Origin of the sequence: Nonomuraea deserti (assembly GCF_004348685.1) — a bacterium.
Classification (GTDB): domain Bacteria; phylum Actinomycetota; class Actinomycetes; order Streptosporangiales; family Streptosporangiaceae; genus Nonomuraea; species Nonomuraea deserti.
The window spans coordinates 34,664-56,858 of the sequence record NZ_SMKO01000026.1 but is presented as its reverse complement, the minus strand read 5'-3'; the positions used below and the strand labels follow the sequence as shown (position 1 = coordinate 56,858).

The 22,195-nt window shown below is 70.8% G+C and carries 23 protein-coding genes and 1 pseudogene; 12 read left to right on the top strand and 12 right to left on the bottom strand.

Annotated elements, in window-relative coordinates; genetic code table 11:
* The first annotated feature begins 127 nt into the window (after positions 1 to 127).
* Both E1292_RS13470 and E1292_RS13465 read left to right on the top strand, forming a co-directional pair.
* Positions 128 to 1,720: a peptide chain release factor 3 gene (locus E1292_RS13470; RefSeq protein ID WP_132595475.1), complete on the top strand. Its 1,593-nt coding sequence runs from the start codon at positions 128 to 130 to the stop codon at positions 1,718 to 1,720.
* Between the two features lie 78 nt (positions 1,721 to 1,798).
* Positions 1,799 to 2,824 (top strand): cation:proton antiporter, encoded by a 1,026-nt coding sequence (locus E1292_RS13465; protein ID WP_132595474.1) that lies wholly within the window; start codon positions 1,799 to 1,801, stop codon positions 2,822 to 2,824.
* A gap of 21 nt (positions 2,825 to 2,845) precedes the next feature.
* Here the strand turns inward: E1292_RS13465 and E1292_RS13460 are convergent, their stop codons facing one another.
* Entirely contained in the window at positions 2,846 to 4,150 is a 1,305-nt protein-coding gene (locus E1292_RS13460; RefSeq protein WP_342775648.1) for a TrkH family potassium uptake protein, read from the bottom strand.
* Between the two features lie 377 nt (positions 4,151 to 4,527).
* Here E1292_RS13460 and E1292_RS13455 point away from each other — a divergent pair, with 377 nt between their 5' ends.
* Entirely contained in the window at positions 4,528 to 4,923 is a 396-nt protein-coding gene (locus tag E1292_RS13455) for an STAS domain-containing protein (RefSeq protein ID WP_165974515.1), read from the top strand.
* Positions 4,924 to 4,968: 45 nt separating this feature from the next.
* On the opposite strand, the gene E1292_RS51020 is transcribed toward E1292_RS13455, so the two are convergent.
* Both E1292_RS51020 and E1292_RS51015 read right to left on the bottom strand, forming a co-directional pair.
* A complete protein-coding gene (locus tag E1292_RS51020; protein ID WP_165974514.1) occupies positions 4,969 to 5,130 on the bottom strand; it encodes a hypothetical protein in 162 nt (53 codons plus the stop codon).
* The gene (locus E1292_RS51015) at positions 5,127 to 5,582 is read right to left on the bottom strand and encodes an ATP-binding cassette domain-containing protein (RefSeq protein WP_165974513.1); all 456 of its coding nucleotides are present in this window, start codon (positions 5,580 to 5,582) and stop codon (positions 5,127 to 5,129) included. The genes E1292_RS51020 and E1292_RS51015 overlap by 4 nt, the downstream gene beginning before the upstream one ends.
* 259 nt (positions 5,583 to 5,841) lie before the next feature.
* On the opposite strand from E1292_RS51015, the gene E1292_RS13445 reads away from it, so the two are divergent.
* Positions 5,842 to 6,081 carry a hypothetical protein gene (locus E1292_RS13445; RefSeq protein WP_132595471.1) on the top strand — a complete coding sequence of 80 codons (240 nt, stop codon included), beginning with the start codon at positions 5,842 to 5,844 and terminating at the stop codon, positions 6,079 to 6,081.
* Between the two features lie 147 nt (positions 6,082 to 6,228).
* Here E1292_RS13445 and E1292_RS13440 read toward each other — a convergent pair.
* Both E1292_RS13440 and E1292_RS13435 read right to left on the bottom strand, forming a co-directional pair.
* Positions 6,229 to 6,729, bottom strand: a pseudogene (locus E1292_RS13440) (MauE/DoxX family redox-associated membrane protein); the annotation flags it as partial.
* Between the two features lie 85 nt (positions 6,730 to 6,814).
* Positions 6,815 to 8,404: an ABC-F family ATP-binding cassette domain-containing protein gene (locus E1292_RS13435; protein ID WP_181958227.1), complete on the bottom strand. Its 1,590-nt coding sequence runs from the start codon at positions 8,402 to 8,404 to the stop codon at positions 6,815 to 6,817.
* A 275-nt stretch (positions 8,405 to 8,679) separates the two neighbouring features.
* Here E1292_RS13435 and E1292_RS13430 point away from each other — a divergent pair, with 275 nt between their 5' ends.
* Positions 8,680 to 10,626 (top strand): glycoside hydrolase family 32 protein, encoded by a 1,947-nt coding sequence (locus E1292_RS13430; protein WP_132595469.1) that lies wholly within the window; start codon positions 8,680 to 8,682, stop codon positions 10,624 to 10,626.
* Between the two features lie 158 nt (positions 10,627 to 10,784).
* On the opposite strand, the gene E1292_RS13425 is transcribed toward E1292_RS13430, so the two are convergent.
* Both E1292_RS13425 and fdhA read right to left on the bottom strand, forming a co-directional pair.
* Positions 10,785 to 11,411 (bottom strand): hypothetical protein, encoded by a 627-nt coding sequence (locus E1292_RS13425; protein WP_132595468.1) that lies wholly within the window; start codon positions 11,409 to 11,411, stop codon positions 10,785 to 10,787.
* A gap of 462 nt (positions 11,412 to 11,873) precedes the next feature.
* Positions 11,874 to 13,097: a formaldehyde dehydrogenase, glutathione-independent gene (gene fdhA / locus E1292_RS13420; RefSeq protein ID WP_132595467.1), complete on the bottom strand. Its 1,224-nt coding sequence runs from the start codon at positions 13,095 to 13,097 to the stop codon at positions 11,874 to 11,876.
* Between the two features lie 236 nt (positions 13,098 to 13,333).
* Here fdhA and E1292_RS13415 point away from each other — a divergent pair, with 236 nt between their 5' ends.
* The 3 genes from E1292_RS13415 (at position 13,334) to E1292_RS13405 (ending at position 14,477) form a co-directional block, all read left to right on the top strand.
* On the top strand, positions 13,334 to 13,708 hold the full coding sequence (locus tag E1292_RS13415; protein WP_132595466.1) for a hypothetical protein: 375 nt from the start codon (positions 13,334 to 13,336) through the stop codon (positions 13,706 to 13,708).
* 129 nt (positions 13,709 to 13,837) lie between these two features.
* Complete coding sequence (locus tag E1292_RS13410) at positions 13,838 to 14,143, top strand: TraR/DksA C4-type zinc finger protein (RefSeq protein ID WP_165974512.1); 306 nt, start codon at positions 13,838 to 13,840, stop codon at positions 14,141 to 14,143.
* Positions 14,136 to 14,477, top strand: a complete 342-nt coding sequence (locus E1292_RS13405) for a TraR/DksA family transcriptional regulator (protein WP_132595464.1) — start codon at positions 14,136 to 14,138, stop codon at positions 14,475 to 14,477. The genes E1292_RS13410 and E1292_RS13405 overlap by 8 nt, the downstream gene beginning before the upstream one ends.
* A gap of 228 nt (positions 14,478 to 14,705) precedes the next feature.
* On the opposite strand, the gene E1292_RS13400 is transcribed toward E1292_RS13405, so the two are convergent.
* The 4 genes from E1292_RS13400 to E1292_RS13385 all read right to left on the bottom strand — a co-directional run bounded on the left by E1292_RS13400 (position 14,706) and on the right by E1292_RS13385 (position 17,875).
* Entirely contained in the window at positions 14,706 to 16,151 is a 1,446-nt protein-coding gene (locus E1292_RS13400) for a hypothetical protein (protein ID WP_132595463.1), read from the bottom strand.
* An 81-nt stretch (positions 16,152 to 16,232) separates the two neighbouring features.
* Positions 16,233 to 16,694 carry a hypothetical protein gene (locus E1292_RS13395; protein ID WP_220446806.1) on the bottom strand — a complete coding sequence of 154 codons (462 nt, stop codon included), beginning with the start codon at positions 16,692 to 16,694 and terminating at the stop codon, positions 16,233 to 16,235.
* Positions 16,695 to 16,787: 93 nt separating this feature from the next.
* Positions 16,788 to 17,393, bottom strand: coding sequence for a Dps family protein (locus tag E1292_RS13390; protein WP_246090094.1), 606 nt, complete (start codon positions 17,391 to 17,393; stop codon positions 16,788 to 16,790).
* A 104-nt stretch (positions 17,394 to 17,497) separates the two neighbouring features.
* Positions 17,498 to 17,875: an STAS domain-containing protein gene (locus E1292_RS13385; RefSeq protein WP_132595462.1), complete on the bottom strand. Its 378-nt coding sequence runs from the start codon at positions 17,873 to 17,875 to the stop codon at positions 17,498 to 17,500.
* 219 nt (positions 17,876 to 18,094) lie between these two features.
* Here E1292_RS13385 and E1292_RS13380 point away from each other — a divergent pair, with 219 nt between their 5' ends.
* Entirely contained in the window at positions 18,095 to 18,796 is a 702-nt protein-coding gene (locus E1292_RS13380; RefSeq protein WP_132595461.1) for a DUF4142 domain-containing protein, read from the top strand.
* 16 nt (positions 18,797 to 18,812) lie between these two features.
* On the opposite strand, the gene E1292_RS13375 is transcribed toward E1292_RS13380, so the two are convergent.
* Complete coding sequence (locus E1292_RS13375; protein ID WP_165974511.1) at positions 18,813 to 19,586, bottom strand: IclR family transcriptional regulator; 774 nt, start codon at positions 19,584 to 19,586, stop codon at positions 18,813 to 18,815.
* A 169-nt stretch (positions 19,587 to 19,755) separates the two neighbouring features.
* Between E1292_RS13375 and E1292_RS13370 the strand changes: the two genes are divergently transcribed.
* From E1292_RS13370 to E1292_RS13360, 3 genes are read left to right on the top strand one after another with little or no spacing between them, the layout of a single operon-like run.
* A complete protein-coding gene (locus E1292_RS13370; protein ID WP_132595459.1) occupies positions 19,756 to 20,409 on the top strand; it encodes an ABC transporter permease in 654 nt (217 codons plus the stop codon).
* Positions 20,396 to 21,391 carry an ABC transporter ATP-binding protein gene (locus E1292_RS13365; RefSeq protein WP_132595458.1) on the top strand — a complete coding sequence of 332 codons (996 nt, stop codon included), beginning with the start codon at positions 20,396 to 20,398 and terminating at the stop codon, positions 21,389 to 21,391. Before E1292_RS13370 ends, E1292_RS13365 begins: the two co-directional genes overlap by 14 nt.
* Complete coding sequence (locus E1292_RS13360; RefSeq protein ID WP_220446805.1) at positions 21,381 to 22,148, top strand: ABC transporter permease; 768 nt, start codon at positions 21,381 to 21,383, stop codon at positions 22,146 to 22,148. Before E1292_RS13365 ends, E1292_RS13360 begins: the two co-directional genes overlap by 11 nt.
* Positions 22,149 to 22,195 lie beyond the last annotated feature (47 nt).

Genomic DNA, 22,195 nt, shown 5'->3' with positions numbered 1-22,195 from the left:
ACCTCCGGTTCAGCACAGGAAGAATGATCGCCACAAGCGGGGTCTACCGGTGCGCGGACACGCCAGCCGGCGCCGCCCCGCATGACACCCGTCACGGCCATGCGCGATCACCCGGCAAGATAGGACGATGACCGACATCAGGGAGGAAGGCCGCCGCCGCCGGACGTTCGCCGTCATCAGCCATCCGGACGCGGGCAAGTCCACGATGACCGAGGCGCTGGCGCTGCACGCCTCCGCCATCACCGCGGCGGGGGCGGTGCACGGCAAGGCCGGCCGGCGCGGCGTCACCTCAGACTGGATGGAGCTGGAACGTTCTCGCGGTATCTCGATCACCTCCGCGGCGCTCCGCTTCGACTACCGGGGCCACGTGTTCAACCTCGTCGACACCCCGGGCCACGCCGACTTCTCCGAGGACACCTACCGGGTGCTGGCCGCCGTCGACTGCGCGGTGATGCTGATCGACGCGGCCAAGGGCATGGAGCCGCAGACGATGAAGCTGTTCCAGGTGTGCCGCCACCGCCGCATCCCGGTCATCACCTTCGTCAACAAGTGGGACCGTCCCGGCCGCGACGCCCTGGAGCTGCTCGACGAGATCGAGGAGCGCACCGGCCTGCGGCCCACCCCCGTCACCTGGCCCCTCGGCGCCGCCGGCCACTTCCACGGCGTGATCGACCGGGCCACCGGGCGCGCCGTCCGCTACGCCCGCACCCCAGGCGGGGCCACCAGGGCCCAGGAGGACGCGCTGACCGACGAGCGCGCCCGCGCCGAGCTGGGACACGACTGGGAGCGGGCGGGCGAGGAGGTCTCGCTGCTGTCGGCCATCGGCGCCGACCACGACCAGAAGTCCTTCGAGGCCCACGAGTCCACCCCGGTGCTGTTCGGCGCGGCCCTGCCCAACTTCGGGGTGGCCCGGCTGCTGGACGCCATGGTAGAGCTGGCTCCCCCGCCCGCCGACCGGCCCGACGTCGCCGGCGCCGTACGCCCGCTGGACGCGCCGTTCTCCGGGCTGGTGTTCAAGGTGCAGGCCAACATGGACCCGGCGCACCGTGACCGGATCGCGTTCGTACGGGTCTGCTCGGGCCGGTTCGAGCGGGGCATGGTGCTCACCCACGCCGCCACCGGGCGGCCGTTCGCCACCAAATACGCGCAGAGCGTGTTCGGCCAGGAGCGCACCACGCTGGACGAGGCGTACCCCGGCGACGTCGTCGGCCTGGTCAACGCGACCGCGCTGCGTCCCGGCGACACCCTCTACGACGGGTCCGCGGTGACCTTCCCGCCGATTCCGAGCTTCGCGCCCGAGCACTTCGCCGTCGCCCGCGCCCGCGACTCCAGCAAGGCCAAGCAGTTCCGGCGCGGCATCGACCAGCTCGACGCCGAGGGCGTCATCCAGGTGCTCCGCTCCGACCTGCGCGGCGACCAGGCGCCGGTGCTCGCGGCGGTCGGGCCGATGCAGTTCGAGGTGGTGCAGCACCGCCTGTCCGCCGAGTTCGGCGCGCGGATCAGCCTCGACCGGCTCGACTACACCCTGGCCCGGCGCACCGACGCCGCCTCCGTGCCGCAGTTGGCCGGCCGGCGCGGCGCCGAGGTGCTGGAGCGCGGCCGCGACCAGGCGCTGCTGGCGCTGTTCACCGACCAGTGGCGGATGCGCTCGATCATGCGGGAAAATCCCGGAATCGTCCTGGAGCCGCTGATCGCCGACACCAGCCAGGAGCCCCGGTGATTCCTCGCCGCTGGTGTCACGCCCGGCGGAATGATATGAACCCTTTCGGAGAGGCCGGCCCGCAGGGGGAGTGAAACGTTGGTAAAGATCGCGTTCCTGCTTCTCCTCGTCGGGCTCGGCTGGGCGGCGGCCGACCTGGGCGACGTCACGGGCCTGGAGCATTCGGGCGCCTACCTGCTGCTGAGCAGCCTGCTGCTGGCGGTGGGGCTGTACGGCAGCACGCACGGCATCGACCGCACCGAGGCCCGCCAGCACGGGAAGCTGATCCTGCTCGCGGTGACCGTCGGCGTGCTGCTGAAGGCGGCCTTCATCGCCGGCGTGATGTATCTCGTCACCGGCGACCCGCGGGCGATGATCCTCGCGATCGCCGTGGCCCAGATCGACCCGCTGTCGGTCGCCGCGGTGATGGCCGACAACCGGTTATCGTCGCGGGCCAAGACCATTCTCGGGGCGTGGTCCTCCTTCGACGACCCCGTGACGGTGATCCTCGCGTTCTACGCAGTGTCGCTCTCCAGGCCGGCCGAGGGCGGGCTCACCCTCTCCTACCTGGCCGACCTGGGGCTCAACGCGCTGTTCGCCGCCGCGGCGTACGGGGTCTGGCGGCTGATCAGGAACGCGCCGCCGCTGCTGAGCTACCTGGCGGCGGCCGCCGCGATCGTCTCCGCGGCCTGGAGCTCGCTCATGCTCGGCGTGGCCACCGCCGGCCTCTACCTGCGGATGCCCGACTCGCGGTGGCTGGCGCGAGCGGTGACCGCGGCGTTCGCGCTCTCCGCTTTCCTGATGGGGCTGCTGCTGGTCGGCGGGGCGAGCCTGATGAAGGGTTTCCTGCTGGGCCTCGCCGCGTTCGCCGCGCAGATGCTCGCGGCGCTGGTGCTCACCCACGGGCTGCCCGTCGCCGACCGTGTGCACCTCGGGCTGGCGCAGCAGAACGGGATCACGGCGGTGATCCTGGCCGTGGCGTTCGAGCGGGAGTTCGCCGGCTTCGTCGGAGTGATCGCCCCGGCGATCGTGACGGTCAACCTCATCTACGTCGTGGCCAACCGCGTCGCCGACCGCTGGGGCCCGTTGGGTCCCGCGCGTCCGCTGCCTTCGTCCCCGCAGTGATCCGGCGGCGATCGCCGCGGCTCAGCCGACGATCACGCGTTCCTCCGGAAGTTCGTAACGGCGGGTGCGCTGTTTCAGCGCCAGCGCCGAGCCCAGCGTCAAAGGCCCGATGCGGCCGACGAACATCAACAGGCTGAGCAGCACGTGCCCGGCCAGCGGGGTGCTCGCGGTGATGCCGGTGGACAACCCGTTGGTGGCGAACGCCGAGATCACCTCGAACAGCACCCGGTCCAAACCATGGGAGGTGATCGTGAGCATCAGCAAGGTCGAGACCGTGACCAGGAAGACGCCCAGCAGGCTGATGGACACCGCCTGACGCTGGGTGGCGGCGGGCAGCCGGCGGTGACCGATGTTGACCTGCCTCTCCCCGCGCAACTCGGCCCACACCATGAACAGCAGGAAGCCGAACGTGGTGACCTTGATGCCCCCCGCCGTGCCCGCGCTGCCCCCGCCGATGAACATCAGCACATCGGTGACCAACCACGACGACGGGTTCATCTGCCCGATGTCGAGGGTGTTGAACCCGCCCGAACGCGGCATGACCGCGGCGAAGAAAGCCGACAACAACCTGGCGGAGTCGTCCAGCGGGCCCATCGTGGCGGGATTGCGCCACTCGGCCGCCAGGAACGCCAACGTGCCCACCCCGATCAGCAGGACGCTCAGCCCGACGGTCACCCGGGTCAACAGGGACCAGCGGCTCGGCCGCCGCCAGTGACGCAACAACTCGAACACCACCGGGTAGCCCAGCCCGCCCACGATGACGGCCACGGCGACAGTCAGGCAGATCCACGGATCGGCCACGAAACGCATCAGATTGTCCGGCCACAACGCGAACCCGGCATTGTTGAACGCCGACACCGCGTGGAAAACGCCCAGGTAGGCCGCCCGGCCCGGCGGCTCGTCGTACCCGACGATGAAACGGACGGTGAGCACGGCGGCCACCGCCGCCTCACACACCAGGCTGAACAGCACCACCTTGCGCAACACCTGACGCAGGTCGGCGGCCACCACGGACTTCGTCTCCACCTGCGCGGACAGACGCGCGCGCAACCCCACCCTGCCGGACACGATGACCATGATCAACGTGGCGAGCGTCATGATGCCCAACCCGCCGACCTGGATGAGCAGCGCGATGACCACCTCGCCGAACACCGACCAGTGCGTAGGCGTGTCGACCACGATCAGACCGGTCACGCAGACCGCGGAGGTAGCCGTGAACAACGCGGTCAACCAGTGCGAGGAATCACCGTCGGCAGTGGCCACCGGGGTGGCCAGCAGCAGCGTGCCGACCAGCACCGCCACCCCGAAGCCGGCCGCGATCACCACAGCCGGGTGCCTTCCCCCGACCGGGCAGGGCCGAGCGGCGCCGCATCACGCGGCCTCCCGGCTGCCCGGACCGCCGACCCCACCGCCGCTGTGACTCATGTGGAGCCTCCGTCGAGTCGCCCGGCCTGACGCGCCGACCTGACCAGCGGCACTCCGGGCCATACGGTAGCGCAGGCCGCGGCGACACCGCCAACAGCGGTCAAACGCCCGTCACCTGGGCGTCCGCCCCCTTCTGCGGCATAGTGGGGGTTGTACGCAGATCATGGCGCCATGTCCATGACTTCCCGGCTCCGTTGCACTGTGCAATCATGGGGGCGACCCCGATCGCCGCACGTCCCGGGCGGGGACGGCGCGGATGCTGGGAGCGGAGGAGCGGCATGGGGAGCGAAGACCGGACCGGGTTCACCTGCGTCGTCACCCAGCGCGATGGAGCCGCCGTCCTGACGGTGACGGGCGACCTCGACATGACCTCGGCGGCCGAGTTCCGCCGCGGCCTGCTGCAGGCGATGTCACGCCGCACGCCGCCCTTCATCATCGCCGACCTGCGCGAGGTCGGCTTCTGCGACTCCTCGGGGCTGGGCGCGCTGATCTCGGCCGCCAACACCGCCGAGGCCGCGGGCGGCCGCCTCGTGCTGAGCGGGGTCCAGTCCCGCCTGGCCCGGCTGCTCAAGGTGACCGGGCTGGACAAACGTTTCCAGTTCTGCGACCCGCCCGGCGGCCTCCTGGCCACGCTGACCCGGGTCCACAACGCCGGCACGGCGGCCTGGAACTGACAGGGGCGTCCCCTCACCGTCCGCCGGTGAGGGACACCGCCGGAGTCAGCGCACCGGGCAGTTCGACGCCTGGGTGACGCACTGCCCGAAATACTCGTGGCAGTTCGAGTACAGCTGATACCAGTAGTGCTTCGGGTACGACCCGTCGTAGCCGCAGTGGCGGCACTGCGACACGGGCGGGCAGTACGGGCTCGCCTCGGCCGTCACCCTCGGCACCAGCCTCGACGCGCTGCCATTGCCCGCCGGAGAGGAGGACACCCGTCCCGGGGTCGTCGCCGTCCTGCTGGTCGAGGAACGTCCTGGTGAGCAGGGTGTCGTGCCCCTTCGGCAGGGGACGTGATCGTCTCGTGCAGCCGGACGGCCCTGGCCGCCGCGGACAGCCGGGACGGGTCCTCCATGGCCGGCAGGTCGCCGAGGGCGATGTTCTCCCGCGCGCTGAGCTCGTACCGCATGAAGTCCTGGAACACCGTGGCGATGCGCCCGCGCAGCCCGTCGGCGCGCAGGTCGCGGAAGTCGGCGCCGTCCCAGGAGAGCGACCCGGAGTCGGGGTCGTAGAACCGGCACAGCAGCTTGACCAGGGTGCTCTTGCCGGCGCCGTTGAGCCCGACGAGCGCCACCGTGTGCCCGGCGGGGGTGGCGAGGTCGACGCCGCGCAGCACCCAGGCTTGCCTGGCCCGTACCTGAACCAGACGTCCCGCAGCTCGATCCCGGCCCGCAACGGCGGCACCTCCAGGGGACGCGCGGGCAGGGCGAGGTCGGGCGGGGTGGTGACGACCGCGCGGTAGTGGTCGTAGAGCAGCAGCGACTGGTGGGCGAGCGCCAGGGTCCGGACCAGGTCGCCAGCGCCGCCTGGCAGCCGGCGACGGCCGCGACGAACACCGCGATGTCGCCGACGCCCAGCCGCCCCTGGCCGGCCGCATGGACCGCCCGGACCAGCCCGGCCGCCACCACGATCGTGCCCAGCAGGGCGGGCACTCCCTTGACCCGCAGCTCCCGCCGGTCAAGCCGCCTGTTCGCGTCGTGCACGCCGGCCAGCTCGCCGAGCATCCGCCCGCGCAGGAAATCGCCGAGGCCGAGCAGGCGCACCTCCTGAGCGGCCCGGAGCCCGCTCAGCAACTCGCCGTAGAACGACTCCTTGCGGCTGCAGGCGGTCCCTGAAGCCCGGGTCCTCCAGCCTGGCCAGCCCGGGGAGGCGGGCGAGCGCGTCGTACAGGGCGGCCTGCGAGGCAGGGTGACCGCACCAGGTCGAGCAGGGAAACGCAGCCCACCAGGACGAGGGCCGCGACCACGAACTCCATGGATCTCCTACCGCGGTTCCGTCACGAACCGTGTCGTCTCGAATCGCCGGTTGCGGGAACGGGCGCCGGCGGCGGGCCGAACAGCGCGGCGATGTCCTAGAACCGCAGCGCGACCGCGGCGCATCAGGGCCGCCGCTCCGGCGAGCCCTCCGCCCACCGGGCCGACGCTCGCGTCCGCGCCCCCGAACGGCCCCGACAGCGCCGCCGCCGCCAGAACCGTGTTGCGGACGGCGTGCGGGTTCCCGAGCGGCAGCCCGCCGGGCGCGGCGTCCCGTGCCGAACCGCCGCGCCCGCTCCCCGGCCCCGGCCCGAAGCAGGCGCAGGGCACCGCGAGCCCTCGCCGCCGCGTCACCAGGGCGACCCCGGCGAAGACGGCCAGCGCCGCCGCTGCGAGAGCCAGGCCGGCCGCATACCACGGGGTGAGCAGCAGGCCGGCCGTGACGAGCTCCACGCCGGTCACGGCGGCGGCCACGCCGGGCGCCCACCGGGCCGGAAGCAGCCGCAACGCCCGTACGGCGGCGGCATCGGCACACCCTGCCCCTGGCCGTTGGCGTGCGGTTGGTCTTTTCGTGGCGTGCCTGGACGGCCGCGGCCTACCGGAGCGAGATCAGGTCGGCGTACCCGGGGTTCCACAGGTCCTCGGCCCCGTCGGGCAAGAGCAGCACCCGGTCGGGCCGCAGCGCCTCGACGGCCTCGGGGTCGTGCGTGACCATCACCACCGCCCCCCGGTACGCCCCGACCGCCGCCAGCACCTCCGCCTTGGACGCCGGGTCGAGGTTGTTGGTCGGCTCGTCGAGCAGCAGCACGTTGGCCCGCGAGCTGACCAGCCCGGCCAGCGCCAGCCTGGTCTTCTCCCCGCCCGACAACACTCGGACCGGTTTGTCCACGTCGTCGCCGCCGAACAGGAACGATCCGAGCACCGTCCTGGCCTCGCCGCCGGTCAGGTGCGGGGCGACGCCGGCCAGGTGCTGCCCGACGGTGTGCGCCGGGTTCAGGGTGTCGTGCTCCTGGGCGAAGTAGCCGAGCCGGAGCCCGTGGCCGGGCACGACCCGGCCGGAGCAGGGACGTTCGTGCCCGGCCAGCAGCTTCAGCAGCGTGGTCTTGCCGGCGCCGTTGAACCCCAGCACCACGAGCCTGCTTCCCCGGTCGATGGCCAGGTCGATCCCCGACAACACCGGCACCGTGCCGTAGGACTTGGTCAGGCTGATCGCGCCGAGCGGCATCCGGCCGCAGGGAGCGGGCTCGGGCAGCCGGATGCGCGCCACCTTCTCGTCCCGCCGTACGGGCTGCGTCCTGGCAAGCATGCGGTCGGCGCGGCGGGCCATGTCCCTGGCCCGCACGGCGGTGGCCGACCTGGCGCGCATGCGCCCGGCCTGGGCGTGCAGCGCGGCGGCCTTGCGCTCGGCGGCGGCCCGCAGCCGCGCCCTGCGCCGGTCGTCGGCCTCGCGGTCGGCCAGGTAGGTGTGCCAGCCGGTGTTGTGCACGTCGAGCGCGGCCCGGTCGGCGTCCACGTGCCAGACCCGGTTGGCCACGTCGGCCAGCAGCCCGGTGTCATGGCTGATCATGACCAGGCCGCCCGGGTAGCCGGACAGGAAGGAGCGCAGCCAGGCGATGGAGTCGCCGTCCAGGTGGTTGGTCGGCTCGTCGAGCAGCAGGACGCCCTGCTCGGCGAAGAGCACGCGGGCCAGCTCGACCCGGCGGCGCTGCCCGCCGGACAGGGCGCCGACCGGCTGGGCGAGGGCCCGGTCGGGCAAGCCGAGCCCGGCGGCGACCCTGGCGGCCTCGGCCTCGGCCGCGTAGCCGCCGCGGGCCTGGAACTCGGCCTCCGCACGGGCGTAGCGGGCCATCGCCCGTTCGTCCGCCGCCTCGGCGAGGGCGCTCCCGGCGGCACGCAGAGCGTGTACGGCCCGGTCGAGCCCGCGGACCGAGAGGATGCGGCCGATGACGGAGGCTTCCGGGTCGGCGGCGGCAGGGTCCTGAGGGAGGTGGACGACCGGTCCCGAGCGGGTGACGGTGCCGGCCGCGGGCTGCGCCTGGCCGGCGAGGATCTTCATGAGGGTGGTCTTGCCGGCGCCGTTGCGGCCGACCAGGCCGACGCGGTCGCCAAGGGCGACGTGGGCGGTGACGCCCGACAGCAGGAGGCGGGCGCCGACGCGCACGTCGACACCGCGGAAGGTAATCATGGGATGACGCTCCGGATAAGCTCAAGGACACACGGGTGACGCGGAAGCGGGTGTCCTGGCTAAGAGATCCGGGGCGTAGACATGCGGCCAGTGTACCGGCCGCTTCGCGAGCCTTCCTCCCATTTTCCGGCGGGGGCGGCGCGCCGAACCTGTTACGCGCGAGAGGCATTGACGTTTCGGGAAGCAGGGCCGATGATGCTCTGCAAGCCGATGTCAACGTTGACATATGTCAACGTTGACACTTGCACTCCCCGAGATGGAAGGCCCCTGATGTCATGAAACGGCTCGCACGCGGCTTAACGTCCCTCATCGCGCTCACCGGCATGGTCGTCGCCGCGACCCCGTCCGCCGGCCACGCCGCGGACTACCCCGAGTTCCCCTACCAGCCGACCACGTACACCGAACCGTACCGGGGCCAGTTCCACTTCAGCTCGCAGGGCGGCTGGATGAACGACCCGAACGGGCTGCTCCACTACAAGGGCACCTACCACTTCTTCTACCAGCACAACCCGCACGGTCTCGGCTGGGACACCATGCACTGGGGCCACGCCACCAGCACCGACCTGGTCCACTGGACGCAGAAGCCGATCGCCCTCGAACCCGGCGTGCACCCCGGCGACCTCTGGTCAGGGGCAGGGGTCGTCGACGCGGCCAACACCTCCGGCCTGCGCGACGGAGCCGAGGACCCGCTCGTCGTCTTCTCCGGCACCAACGGCGTCTCGGTCTTCTACAGCACCGACGCGGGCCGCACCTTCAAGGCGTACGACAACGGGCGCAAGGTCGTGACCATGCCCGGCACCAGCCGCGACCCCAAGGTGTTGTGGCACGCCGCCACCAAGCGGTGGGTGATGCTGGTCTGGTCCGACGCGGGCGGCAACGGCGTCAACATCTACTCCTCACCCAACCTGCTCGACTGGACGCTCCAGAGCAGGTACGCGGCCGACTGGCTGTTCGAGTGCCCGGACTTCTTCGCCCTCCCCGTGGACGGCGACAAGCGCCGGACGAAGTGGGTGCTCACCGACGCGAGCGGCGAGTACGTCGTCGGCGACTTCGACGGCACGACCTTCACCACCGACTGGGACGAGCCGCAGCGCATGGACCACGGCACCAACCACGCCGGCGGCTCCTTCTACGCCGGACAGGTCTTCAACGACATGCCCGACGACCGGGTGGTGCAGATGGTCTGGATGGGCGGCAACCAGGGCGCGACCTGGACGGGCAACGCCAGCTTTCCCGCCGTGCTCGGGCTGCGCACGACCGGCGACGGCGTCCGCGTCACCCGGCAGCCCATCAAGGAGCTGGAGAAGCTGCGTTACCGGACCTCCTCGTGGCGCGGCCGCGGGCTCACCCCGGCGACGGCCGCGAAGCTGTTGCGGGATCAGTCCCTCGACACATACGAGGTGGAGGCCGAGTTCGACGTGAGAGGCGCCACCGCCAGGAAGTTCGGGTTCAAGCTGGACGTACGGCCGGGCGGCGACGCCGGGAGCGAGGTCCTCTACGACACGGCGGCCCGCACGCTCATGGGCGCTCCCCTCGAACCCTCCCGCGGCCGGGTCACGGTGCGGCTGCTGGTGGACCGTGGGCAGCTGGAGGTGTTCGGCAACGACGGCCTGGCCTCGATCACCAGGAACGTCGCCTTCGATCCGCGCGCCGACAGCAGGGGCGTGGCCCTGCACGTCGAGGGCGGCGGCGTCAAACTCGTCTCGCTCCGCATCCACGAGCTCGCCCCCGCGTGGGGCATGGGCGAGCCGACGCTGGAGCACAACCTGCCCGGCCAGTGGCGGGTCGTCAGCGGCTCGTGGACCGACGTGGCGGCCGGCAAGCAGGGCTCGGCCGGCGGCGACGCGTTCTACCTCAGCGACCACACGGGGTCGGACTTCACCTACGAAGGTGACGTGCGGCTGGTCGACGGCACCGCGGCGGCGCTCACGTTCCGGGCGGACGCGCGGGCCGGGCGGCACTACACGGCCAACGTCGACAGCAAGGCGGGCGTGGTGAAGCTGTGGCGGCCCGGACGCGACATCGCCACGTACAAGGCTCCCATCGAGGCGGGTCAGACCTACCACCTGAAGGTCGTGACCCAGGGGCAGAGCATCAAGGTCTACCTGGACGATCGCGCCGAGCCCGTCATCGACGCGAAGGACGACCAGTACGCGAGCGGCCACTTCGGGCTCAACGTCTTCGACGGCACGGCCCAGTTCCAGAACATCCGGGTGAGCTGACCACGGCAGCTCACGGCTCAAGGGCGGCTCAAGGGCGGCTCAAGGGCGGCTCAAGGGCGGCGAGGCAGCCCGCCACCTCCGCGAAACCTGGCATCGAGTCCTCGGCCCACCGTGCCGAGGTCCCGGTGCCACGTTCGGGGGTCACGGGCTCGGCCTCGTCACTTCCAGGACAGCAGGCGGTTCTTGAACTTCGGATGCTTGGTCTCCCAGTAACGCCAGCCCTCCACCCTGGAGGGGACGTTCGCGATCCCGGTGCCGACCTCGACGTGGCGGCACGTGCCGAGCACCCGCCAGGCCGACCAGCCGACGCGGTAGCCGAAGACGCGGTACCACATGTTGCCGTACTTGCCCTTGGAGATCTCCCGGGTGTATTCGTGCCCGGTGAAGACCATGTGCCGCTCCTCAAGATGGGGCAGCCCCATCTTGCGCAGGGCTCTGACCACCTCGGTGACATTGAAGTGCGAGGTGTCCTCGGGGGTACGTGTGGAGGTGAGCTGGAGCGTCCTCTCCCGCTCGGTCTCGAGGAAGGCGAGCACCTCGTGCTCGCGCGTGACGGACACCGTCATCGAGCCGCCGGGGCCGTCGATGAAGCGGGTGCGGGGCACGAAGAAGTTGCGCGGCGAGAGGCGCTTGACCCTGAAGAACGTGTGCGGGCTGCAACGACCGTGGTGGTCGCGGTGACGGAACTTGCGGTGGCGGTCGTCGTCGTCCTTCGCGAGCGCCGCCGGGGCCATGGTGACGACCAGGGCCAGGGTCAAGGTGCCGTGCACGGTTGACTTCGTCATACTCCGCAGCGAATGTCCCATTTTGGATCGGGCGGACATGGCTGTTTTCGCCGTTCGGGGAATAAGGGTGAACATGTACCGTTCCTTTCGGAATGCGACCCGTGGCCGCGACTGTCGGCCGGGCGAGCCAACGAGATCGGTACGATGCTTACAGTTGCCGCGAGCTGCGCCACAACGCCACGCCGGGGCCGAAGTCCCAGCACCGGGAAAGAACCAGTGAAAAAAAGCCAATATCAACTCATCAGCTCGATACGGGAACTCCATGCGTCACCGCTTAAGACAAGTCGACATGACATGAAATAGCGGACATTCGCCGCTATTAGTGTGGCACGACGATAACGCCAGAAAAGCCGATAACACTTGACAACGCGGATAACGCCGATAACGCCGATGACGCCGATGACCCCTAACGCGAAAGGGCCGCGAGCGGATCGGACGCTCCGCTCGCGACCCCCGGTGGCGCTAGGCCGCCGTGGACAACATGTTGTGCGGGTCGAGCACGTACTTGCGGGCCGCCCCCTCGTCGAACTCGTGGTAACCCTGCGGCGCCTGGTCCAGCGAGATGGGCGTGGCGTTGACCGCCTTCGCGATCTGCACCCGGTCGTACAGGATCGCCATCATCAGCTCCCGGTTGTACCTCATGACCGGGCACTGGCCGGTGACGAAGCTGTGCGACTTGGCCCAGCCGAGACCGATCTTGATCGACAACGATCCGTGCTGGGCGGCCTCGTCGGCCGCCCCCGGGTCTCCGGTCACGTACAGGCCGGGGATGCCCAGCGCACCGCCCGCCCGCGTGACGTCCATGAGCGAGTTGAGCACCGTGGCCGGATGCTCCTCCTCCGACTCGCGCCCGTGGCCACGGGCCTCGAAGCCCACGGCGTCGACGGCGCAGTCGACCTCCGGCATGCCGAGGATCTGCTCGATCTGGTCCTTGGGCTCGCCGGCGGACACGTCGATGGTCTCGCAGCCGAAGCTGCGCGCCTGGTCCAGGCGCTCCTTGTTCAGGTCGCCGACCATCACCACGGCGGCTCCGAGCAGAAACGCGGACGCGGCGGCGGCCAGCCCCACCGGCCCCGCGCCGGCGATGTAGACGGTCGATCCCGGGCCCACGCCGGCGCTCACGCAACCGTGGAAGCCGGTCGGGAAGATGTCCGCGAGCATGGCCAGGTCGAGGATCTTGGCCATGGCCCGGTCCTTGTCCGGGAACTTGAGCAGGTTCCAGTCCGCGTAGGGAACCAGCGCGTACTCCGCCTGTCCTCCGACCCAGCCGCCCATGTCGACGTAGCCGTACGCCGACCCGGGACGGTCGGGGTTGACGTTCTCGCATACGCCTGTCTTGCGCTCCTTGCAGTTGCGGCAGCGACCGCAGGAGATGTTGAACGGCACGGACACGAGGTCGCCGGTCTTGATGTACTCGACGTCCGGCCCGGTCTCGACGACCTCGCCGGTGATCTCGTGGCCCAGCACGAGCCCCGGCGGCGCCGTGGTGCGGCCGCGGACCATGTGCTGGTCGCTGCCGCAGATGTTGGTCGCTACGGTTTTGAGGATCGCGGCGTGTGGCAGTTTGCGCCCCACGTTGGCCGAATTCACCCCAGGACCGTCCTTGAGCTCGAACTCGGGGTAGTCGGTCTCGTGTACCTCGACCTTGCCTGGACCTTCGTAGACGACGGCTTTGTTGCCAGGCATGACGTTCCTTCCCTCGCGCAGTGGAGTGACGTTCTTCTCGGAGAGAGGGCATCACCTCCAGCCGCCGCGGCCATGCCGCGATCTGCGGAATTCATACCTCAATGCCCGATTCTACCCGTCCCCGTGGGGCTGACCCAGGGGCCGGACGCGCCCGGCCCCGGCAGCTCGGGGCTGCCGCCGGTTTCGCCGAACCGGCACGCATGCCTTTTCCCACCGTCTGGGCTATGGTCGGCCTTATGACGGGACCGTGGAGAACACCACGAGGGCCCATCGCGTTCACCAGCGTGATGGGTCTGGTCCTGCTTTCCCTGTTGCTGGTCGGATCCACCTACAACTGGCACGGCGGCGGCCGTGCGTACCAGCCCGGCCTCGGCTCCACCCAGACGTGGACGCCGGAGGCGTGGGACGCGCAGCTGTCGAGCATGCCGCCGCAGGCGGCGACCGGCGAGCGCCAGGTGCTGTCGTTGTGGCCGCCCCTGCGCGGTGAACGCCGCCACGAGGCCGGCCGGCTCGCGATGCTGCCCGCGCCGGGGCTCGACCCGGGCGGGATCCGCGATCCCCAGCAACTCGCGCACCGCACCGCCGGATCGCGCAGCCCGCCGCTGATCTAGCGCTCCTCTTCTCCTGCCGCTCGCGCGGCGCGAGGCCCGGTCACGCACGTCCCGGGCCCGTCGGCGAGCGCTGCCTTCGGCCACCCCCGAGGTGTGCCGTTTCCCGCCAGCAAGGAGCCGAACATCGTCATGGCCGACGTCAGATCAGTCCACACGCACCTGCAGCATTACGAGCGGCACCTGGCGCGGCTGGAGGAACTCCGTGAGCTGCTGCAGGACCAGCTCACGGCCGCCCTGTCCCGCCCCCGGCCGGCGGGCGCCGCGGCCGATCCGCGCACGTCCGAGATCGAGGCCGCGATCGACCGCATGGACCGGGGCATCTACGGCACCTGCCGGTGCTGCGGGACCTTCATCGCCTACGAACAGCTCCTGCGGACGCCGTACCGGAGCATCTGCGACCGGTGCGCGCTCCAGAGAGGACTTCAGCATGACTGACACCAACGGAACGACCCACCTCAGCAGCGTGCAGGCCGAGACGCTGCGCCAGGAGCTCCAGGAGCAGCTGGCCCGGCGCAGCAACCAGCTGACCGGTCTGCAGGCGGCGGCGCGCGAGGGCAGTGGTGCCGACGACACGTGGCAGGAACTGCTCGTCAACATCGCCGCCGCCGACCGCGCCATCGCGGAGCTCGGCCAGGCCCTGGAACGGCTGTCCGAGGGCACCTACGGGCGCTGCTCGCACTGCGAGACGGGCATCCCGTTCGAGCGGCTCAAGATCCGGCCGCTGGCCCGCTACTGCATCGGCTGCCAGCGCCGGCACGAAGCCGCCTGACGGCGCCGGGGAGGGCGGGGGTCGTCCCCCTGCCCTCCCCGGTGCGACGCGCCACCACGCGAGGATCTCCTCCAGGGGGTACGAGGTCGGCCGGACGAGACCCCGGCTCCAGCTCGCGCCCCACCAGGTCGCAGGCCCTCCGGCAGCGGCTCCCGATCGGTCAGGGGCACCCGCTCCACGGAGAGCGGAACGGCTGTTCCATCCCGGCGGCTCCAGGCAGACAACGGTTCAGCGCGGAAAGTACGCGTGCCACGCGCCCGGCCGCGCCCCGGGCAACCGCCCCCTCCCCCATTCCAGCAGGAACGGCGCGGGAACCGGCCGGCCCTTGTCGACGGCCACCACCCGCTTGCCCGCGTCCTGCGCGTCGCGCACGGCGGACGGCGTCTCGTCGCCGCGCGGCCAGTCCAGCACGGTGTGCCCGTCGCAGCCCAGCCGGTAGGCGATGATCACCGCGTGCTCGCCGTACACCAGGCACGGGCCGCGTACGCCGGCCGCGCGCAGGGCGCGGGCCACCTCGACGTCGGCCTGCCGCTTGGGCATCCGGAGGGCAACGACCTTGTCGAGCGTGAACCCCTGCAGCGTGAACTGGGCGAGCAGGCAGCCGACGACGAGGCAGGGCCCGGCCCGCCGCGATCTCTCCAGCGCCCACACCGCGCCGTACGCGATCGGGAAGGCCAGCAGCGCGTACGCGGGCAGCAGGAACCGGGGCGCCGCGTAGCCGACGAGGAAGACGTACGGCACGACCAGCGCCAGGCCGGTGGCGGCGGGCAGCACGCACTCGGCCAGGCGGGCCGTGCGCCGCGCCGCGTACAGACCGAGCAGGACGAGGACCGGGATCGTGCTCCACCACACCAGCCAGGGCAGCACGACGGGCCCGCAGTCGGCGGGCGGCCGGCACAGCAGGGGGCCGTTGAGCGCCCGCGCGTGCTCGTACAGGGAGACGTGCAGGCCCGTCTCGTTCGCCGCCCCGGCGGCCTGCCAGCGCGCGGCGAGCCCGCCGAACCGCACGTACGCCTCCACGATCCAGTCGGCCCAGCCCGCGGCCAGGCCGGCGCCGAGCGCGATCACGGCGCCGACCCGCCGCCGGCCCGGCGCGACCAGCAGCGCCACGGCCAGGGGGAGGGCGAGCCAGACGCTGTCCGGCGGGCGCAGCAGCGCCACCGCGGCCACGCTCGCCGCCAGCCCGAGTGGCGGGCCGAGTCCGCGCTCCCGGCGCAGGCAGCGCACGCACCACCCGGTCGCGGCGACCGCGCAGAACGCCACCCACAGGTTCGGCATGGCCTCATTGCCGTAGAACAGCGACAACCACAAGGACGCGAACAGCAGGGCCGCCATCGGCACCACCGGTCCGGGGCGCACCCGCAGCCAGGTGCCGAACGACACGGCCAGCGCCAGCGCCGACAGCACGCACAGGTAGATGCGCAGCGCCTCCGTCGACGACGTGATCAGTACGACGGGGGCGACGATCAGGGTGATGCCGCGGGCGCGCGGCGCGATGAACTCGGCCGCGGGCACCCGCGGGTCGACCTGGCTGACGTAGACGACCTCGTCCCAGCCCAGCCCCATGCCCGGGCCGACCAGGAGCAGCTGGAGCACTCCGTAGCAGGCGGCCACCAGGACGAGCAGCACGCGCCACGGGTCGGCGCGCAGCCGTGAACGCAACGATGAACTCACCGCCATGTTCCTAGCGCGCGGCGCGGGCGCGGGACGGTCATGGCGGCAAGATTTGCCCGAACGCATGCCCGCCGGTGACGCTCACCTTCGATGGGCGCGCATGTCGAGGCACAGATGCGAGCGGTGCAGCCGCCGCGTCCGCAGCACCCGCGTGATGTCCGCGGAAGTCTGGGTGCTGAGCTGCCAGTGGAAATAGTTCACGTACTCGGCCACCGCCAGCAGGTAGAACAGGATCCCCGGCAGCGACCCGGGCCCCACCGCCCCGCGCGCCACGGACACCGCGAGGATGACGAACCCGGCGACCAGGCCGGCCTCGCACAACCGGCGCAACCACCCGAAGGCGCCGATCAGCGGCGGCCTCGGCAGCCGCGCGCGCAGTTGCCGCACCTTGATCGCCCAGTAGGCGCCGCCGATCAGCAGATGCACCGCCACCAGCACGAACCCCGTCACGTTCACCGTGTTCAGTGGCGCGCGCAGGATCACGAACACCGTCACGGCGAAGATCACGATGTTCACCGGCTCGAGCACCGCCAGATTGCGCATGCGTCGGACGAGTGTCGTGCGTGGGCTGTTGCTGGACGTCACCCTTGAGAGACTGCCGTACGCCTCCCCGCGGCGCGTCGCCGGCCGGTCGCTCTAGCGGTCGCGGGCCGACTCGACCAGCGGCGTGTCCACCAGGTGCTCGATGAGGAACCAGGTCTGCAGCTCCCCCGTGCGGATGACGTCGGAGACGAGCAGGTCGTTGGTGCCGTCGTCGCCCATCTCTGCGGCGCGGGCGGCCGCGTCGTGCGCCGCCACCAGGATCGCCTCGTGCGCCTCGATCAGCCGCGACAACATCGCGGGCACCTCCTCCGCGCCGTCCGGCGGGCGCGGGATGACGGTGATCTCGGAGACGTGCCGCGGATCGCCGACCGCCACGCCGCCGAGGGTCTGCACCCGCTCGGCGAGCAGGTCGACCACCGCGAGTTGCTCCGTGGCGTGCTTGTCGAGCAGCAGGTGGAGCTGGTAGAAGGTCGGGCCGCGCATCAGCCAGTGGTGCTTCTTGTACAGGCTGTAGAGGATCTGGGTGTCCGCGAGCACCTGGTTGAGGCGCTGGCAGGAGTACATCCGCGCTTCGTACGTGAGCCCGAGCGGGAACATGCGGACCGTGCCGAACTCCTGGATCTCGACGCCGTCCTGGTGGATCCACGGCTGGCTGGACCCTTTCCGGCGAGACTTGGCGGTGCGTCTGATGGTGGCCACGGGCCGATCCTTCCTGTACGGGTCACGTCGGACCGAACATTCCCCTTGACCAGGGCGTACGAGCACCGCGTTCGCCCATCAATCGGAAAAGACCCGTGCGTTCGCTACAGCAGGTCGCCCGCTCCGGAGCGGGTGAGCTCCGCGAACGCGTCGTCGACCGACTCCACCAGATCCAGGGCGCCCAGCTCCAGGCGCAGCGCCCCGCCGCCACCTGCGACGATCATGCGCCCACCCGACGCCCGTGCGTGCCGGTCGGCCGAGCGCAGCGTCTCGCGGCCCGAGTCGTCGGTCTCGGTGAGGCCCTCGACGTTGACGATGAACAGCGGCGGGATCCGGGCGACCAGCACCTTGACGAGGTATTGCTGGAGGACGAGCGATGCCACCCCGGCGAGGCGGCCCTTCAGGTGCAGGAGCGCGATGCGCCCGTGGCGGTCGAACCCGATGTCGAAATCCGGATGGGCCCCGTAGGCGCCTGGTTCCATCGGGTTCATGGCATCCGTCCAGGTGGGGGGACCGTGTTGGGCGAGCCCACCTTAGCAGTCCGTTGCTCTGTGCAACGGACTGTCGCCGCATTCCGGCCCCGCGCCTCACATCTTTTCGGCCTGCCGCCTGAACGCTCCTCGCGGACGCCGCGTATCCCGTAGTGACCCGGCACAGCCCACGCAGGGCCGAGCCCTGAAACCCAGAGGGGATGACGGCACATGCGACTCCGACGCAGCCGTCCGGTAATCGTCGTCTGCGGCCTGGCCGCGATGGTCCCGCTCGGCGCGTGCGCCCCGTCGTTTCCCGCCCAGAGCGCCGGCCTGCCGGATGTCGCCGCCGTGCAGACCACCGCCCCGCTGCCGACGGACACGGCGTTCCCGGAGGAGACGCAGGACGCCGCGGAGACTCCCAAGGCGGATCAGGAGGGCGGCTCGGGCACGTGGCTCACCAAGTGGGGGCCGCTGTCGGAGACGGACCGCTCGCTGATCAAGAAGGTCCGGCTCGCCACCCTGTGGGAGATGGTCATCGCCCAGGAAGCCGTCCAGAAGGCGAGCACGGACGAGGTCCGCAAGATCAGCTCCGAGATCGCGTCGCAGCACCACGAGCTCGACGAGGCGGCGCGCGACCTCGCGACCAAGCTGAACGTGGAGTTGCCCGTCAGGCCCACCGACGACCAGCAGAGCTGGATGTCCGACATTTCCGGGCGCACGGGGATCGACTACGACACCACGTACGTGAAGTGGCTGCGCCTGGCCCACGGCCAGATCTTCGGCCTCATCGGCACGGTCCGCGGCAGCACGCAGAACACCCTGGTCAGGAAGTTCTCCGAGCAGTGCAACGCGGCCGTGCTCAACCACCAGCGGCTGCTCGAGAGCACCGGACTGACCACACCGGAGAGCTTCCCGACCCCGAGCGCCTGACGCCGGGAAGCACCTTTCAGAGCGACCCCTCCGTGGGCGACATGATCGGGCGGCCGTCCGGCACCAGGCCCAGCGAGATGGAGAGCTGGCGCGCCGCCTCACCGACGGCGGCACCGATCTCGTGCAGCCGGGCCGCCGTGTGCGCCCGGGTCACCGACATGCTGATCGCCGCCGTGATCAACCCTCGGTGATCGCGTACGGGCGCCGACACCCCGGCCTTGCTGTCCTCCAGCTCGACCTCGGTCACGGCGTAGCCGCACGAGCGCACGTGGGCCAGGTCGGCCAGCCACTCCTCCGTGCCGCTGACCGCCGAGTCGAGCCCGGAGGGCAGGGTGGTGACGCGCAGCAGCTCGCGTATCCGCTGGTCGTCCCAGTCGGCGACCAGGGAGCGGCCCGCGGCGGCCATGAGCAGCGGCACGGAGACACCCTCCCAGACCCGGTGATAGACCCGCGACGACGGCACCGACATCAGCGTCAGCACCAGGTTGCCGCGCAGGACGCACAGGTAGGCGTCCTCGTCGAAGGCGGTGGCCAGCCCTCGCAGGTAGGGGGCGGCGACCTGGACCAACCTGGCGTGCTGGGTGCGTGCGGCCAGCGCGAACAGCCGCCACCCTAGGCGGTAGCGCCGGGTGATCGGATCGCGTTCGACCATGCCTTCGAGCTCCAGCGCGCGCAGCGCTCTGGACACCTGGCTCTTCTCCCGGCCCAACCGCTGCGCGATCCAGCTGACACCGAACCCGTCGGCATCGCGGCCATCCCCGTGACCTGCGAGTACTTCAAGGATCTCCATGTCCCGGCGTAGACCTGCCGAGGGCACCGTCGGCTTGTCCGTCATCCCTATCCGTTCATAACAGAACCATTGCACTACTGTTGCGCTAGTCGCACCTAGTTTTGCGCTCACCGCAACTAATCGCATACGTTTGCGAACCCATGCAAGCGTAAAGGAAGCCGGTACCCCCATGAATTTCAGCGAGTACGTGGTCTCACGCTGGGACACCCTCTCGCTGGCCGCAGCCGAGCACGCCCTCGTCGTGGGCATCGCCATAGCGATCGCCACCGTGGCGGGCGTCGGCATCGGGCTCCTCGCCTACGACGCCCCGAAAGTGCGGAGCACCTCCGTGGCGATCTCCGCCGGGATCCTGACGGTCCCGTCGCTCGCGCTGCTCACCCTCCTCATCCCGATCGTCGGACTGGGCTGGGGTTCCACGCTGGTCTCACTGACCGCCTACGCGTTCCTGCCGATCATCCGCAACACCGTCACCGGGATGCGCGGCCTCGACGCGGCCACCGTCGAGGCGGGCCGCGGGATGGGCCTGAGCCGCACCCGGCTGCTGCTGCGGGTCCAGCTTCCGCTGGCCTGGCCGCTCATCCTGACCGGCGTGCGCATCTCGGCGCAGATGCTGATCGGGATCGCCGCCATCGCCGCCGTCGTCGACGGCCCTGGCCTGGGCACGCAGATCTTCGAGGGCCTGTCCCGGCTCGGTTCGGTGAACTCGCTCAACGCCACCCTCGCGGGAACGCTGGGGATCGTGGTCATCGCCATCCTGTTCGACCTGTTCTTCTTCGCCGTTCGCTACATCACCACCCCGAGGGGGCTTCGTGTTCGACCGTGACACCGAAGGCGTGCGCATCGAGCTGCGCTCGCTGACCAAGCACTATCCGGGCCAGCCTGCCCCGGCGGTCGACAACGTCACCCTCGACATCCCGGCCGGCGAGCTGGTCGTCTTCGTCGGCCCGTCGGGCTGCGGCAAGACGACCACCATGAAGATGATCAACCGCCTGGTCGAGCCGACGTCCGGCGAGATCCGCATCGGCGGGCAGGACGTGCTGAGCCTCGACCCCGACCAGCTGCGCCGCCACATCGGGTACGCCATCCAGCAGGTGGGCCTGTTCCCCCACCAGACCATCGCGCAGAACATCGGGCTGGTCCCCAACCTGCTCGGCTGGACGGCCGACCGGATCTCCGCCCGCGTCGACGAGCTGCTGTCGCTGGTGAACCTGGAGCCGTCGGCCTTCCGCGACCGCTACCCCCGTCAGCTCTCCGGAGGCCAGCAGCAGCGCGTGGGCGTGGCCAGGGCGCTGGCCGCCGACCCGCCCGTGATGCTCATGGACGAGCCGTTCGGCGCCACCGACCCCATCACGCGCGAGCACCTGCAGAACGAGTTCGTCAAACTGCAGAAGCAGCTCCGCAAGACGATCATCTTCGTCACGCACGACTTCGAGGAGGCCATCAAGCTGGGCGACCGCATCGCCGTGCTGCGCGAGGGCTCGCACATCGCGCAGTACGACACGCCGGCCGCCATCCTCGCCGACCCCGCCGACGACTACGTCGCGAACTTCATCGGGCAGGACGCCACGCTCAAGCGGCTCGCGCTGATGCGCGTGTCGGAGGTGCCCGCCACGGAATCGCCGGCCGGCCCGGGCCTGCCCCAGGTGTCCGCCGACGCCAGCCTCCGCGAGGCGCTCGACACCATGATCGCCCACGGGGCCGACCGCTGCTCCACACCGGCCGGAGTGCTCACCTACGCCGCCCTGTGCGAGGCCGTGGGCACCCGGTCCGGCGAGCAGGAAGACGTGGTGTCCAGTGACCGCTGACACCCTGGCCGTCGGGCGGTCCCGGAAGCTCGGCCGTACGTTCGGCGCGCGCCACCTGTTCACGCCCGTCGCCATCTGCGCCGTCCTGCTCGCCCTGTACGCCTGGGTCGGGACGCTGGAACTCGACTCGATCGAGCAGCGCAGCCTCAACCGGGCGGTGATCGTGACCAAGGCCGTCGAGCACATCCAGATGACCGTGGCCGCCACCACACTCGTGGTGATCATCGCGATCCCGCTGGGCATCGCCGCCTCGCGGTCCAGGAACCGGCTGATCACCCCGATCATCCTCACCGTGGGCAACCTGGGCCAGGCCGTCCCCTCCATCGGCCTGCTCGTGCTGGCCACGTTCCTCATGGGCGTCGGCTTCCAGACCGCGCTGGTCGGCCTCGTCGCCTACGCCGTGCTGCCCGTCCTGCGCAACACCATGGTCGGGGTCCAGCAGGTCGACCCGGCGCTCATCGAGGCCGCCCGCGGCATGGGCATGACCAGGGGCCAGATCCTGCGCCGGGTCGAGCTGAAACTGGCCGTGCCCGCCATCCTGGCCGGCCTGCGCACCGCGCTCGTACTGACCGTGGGCGTCGCCACGCTCGGCGCCTTCGTCGCGGCCGGCGGCTTCGGCGAGCTGATCGTCAACGGCCTCAAGCTCAACCGCATGCCCGTGACCATCGTCGGAGGCGTGCTCACCGCGTGCATCGCCTTCTTCATCGACTGGCTCGGCGGGCTCGCCGAGGACCTGCTCAAGCCACGCGGCATGTGACCACGCTTTCGGTAACCACCCGATCACATAGCAAGAAGGTGCTTCAA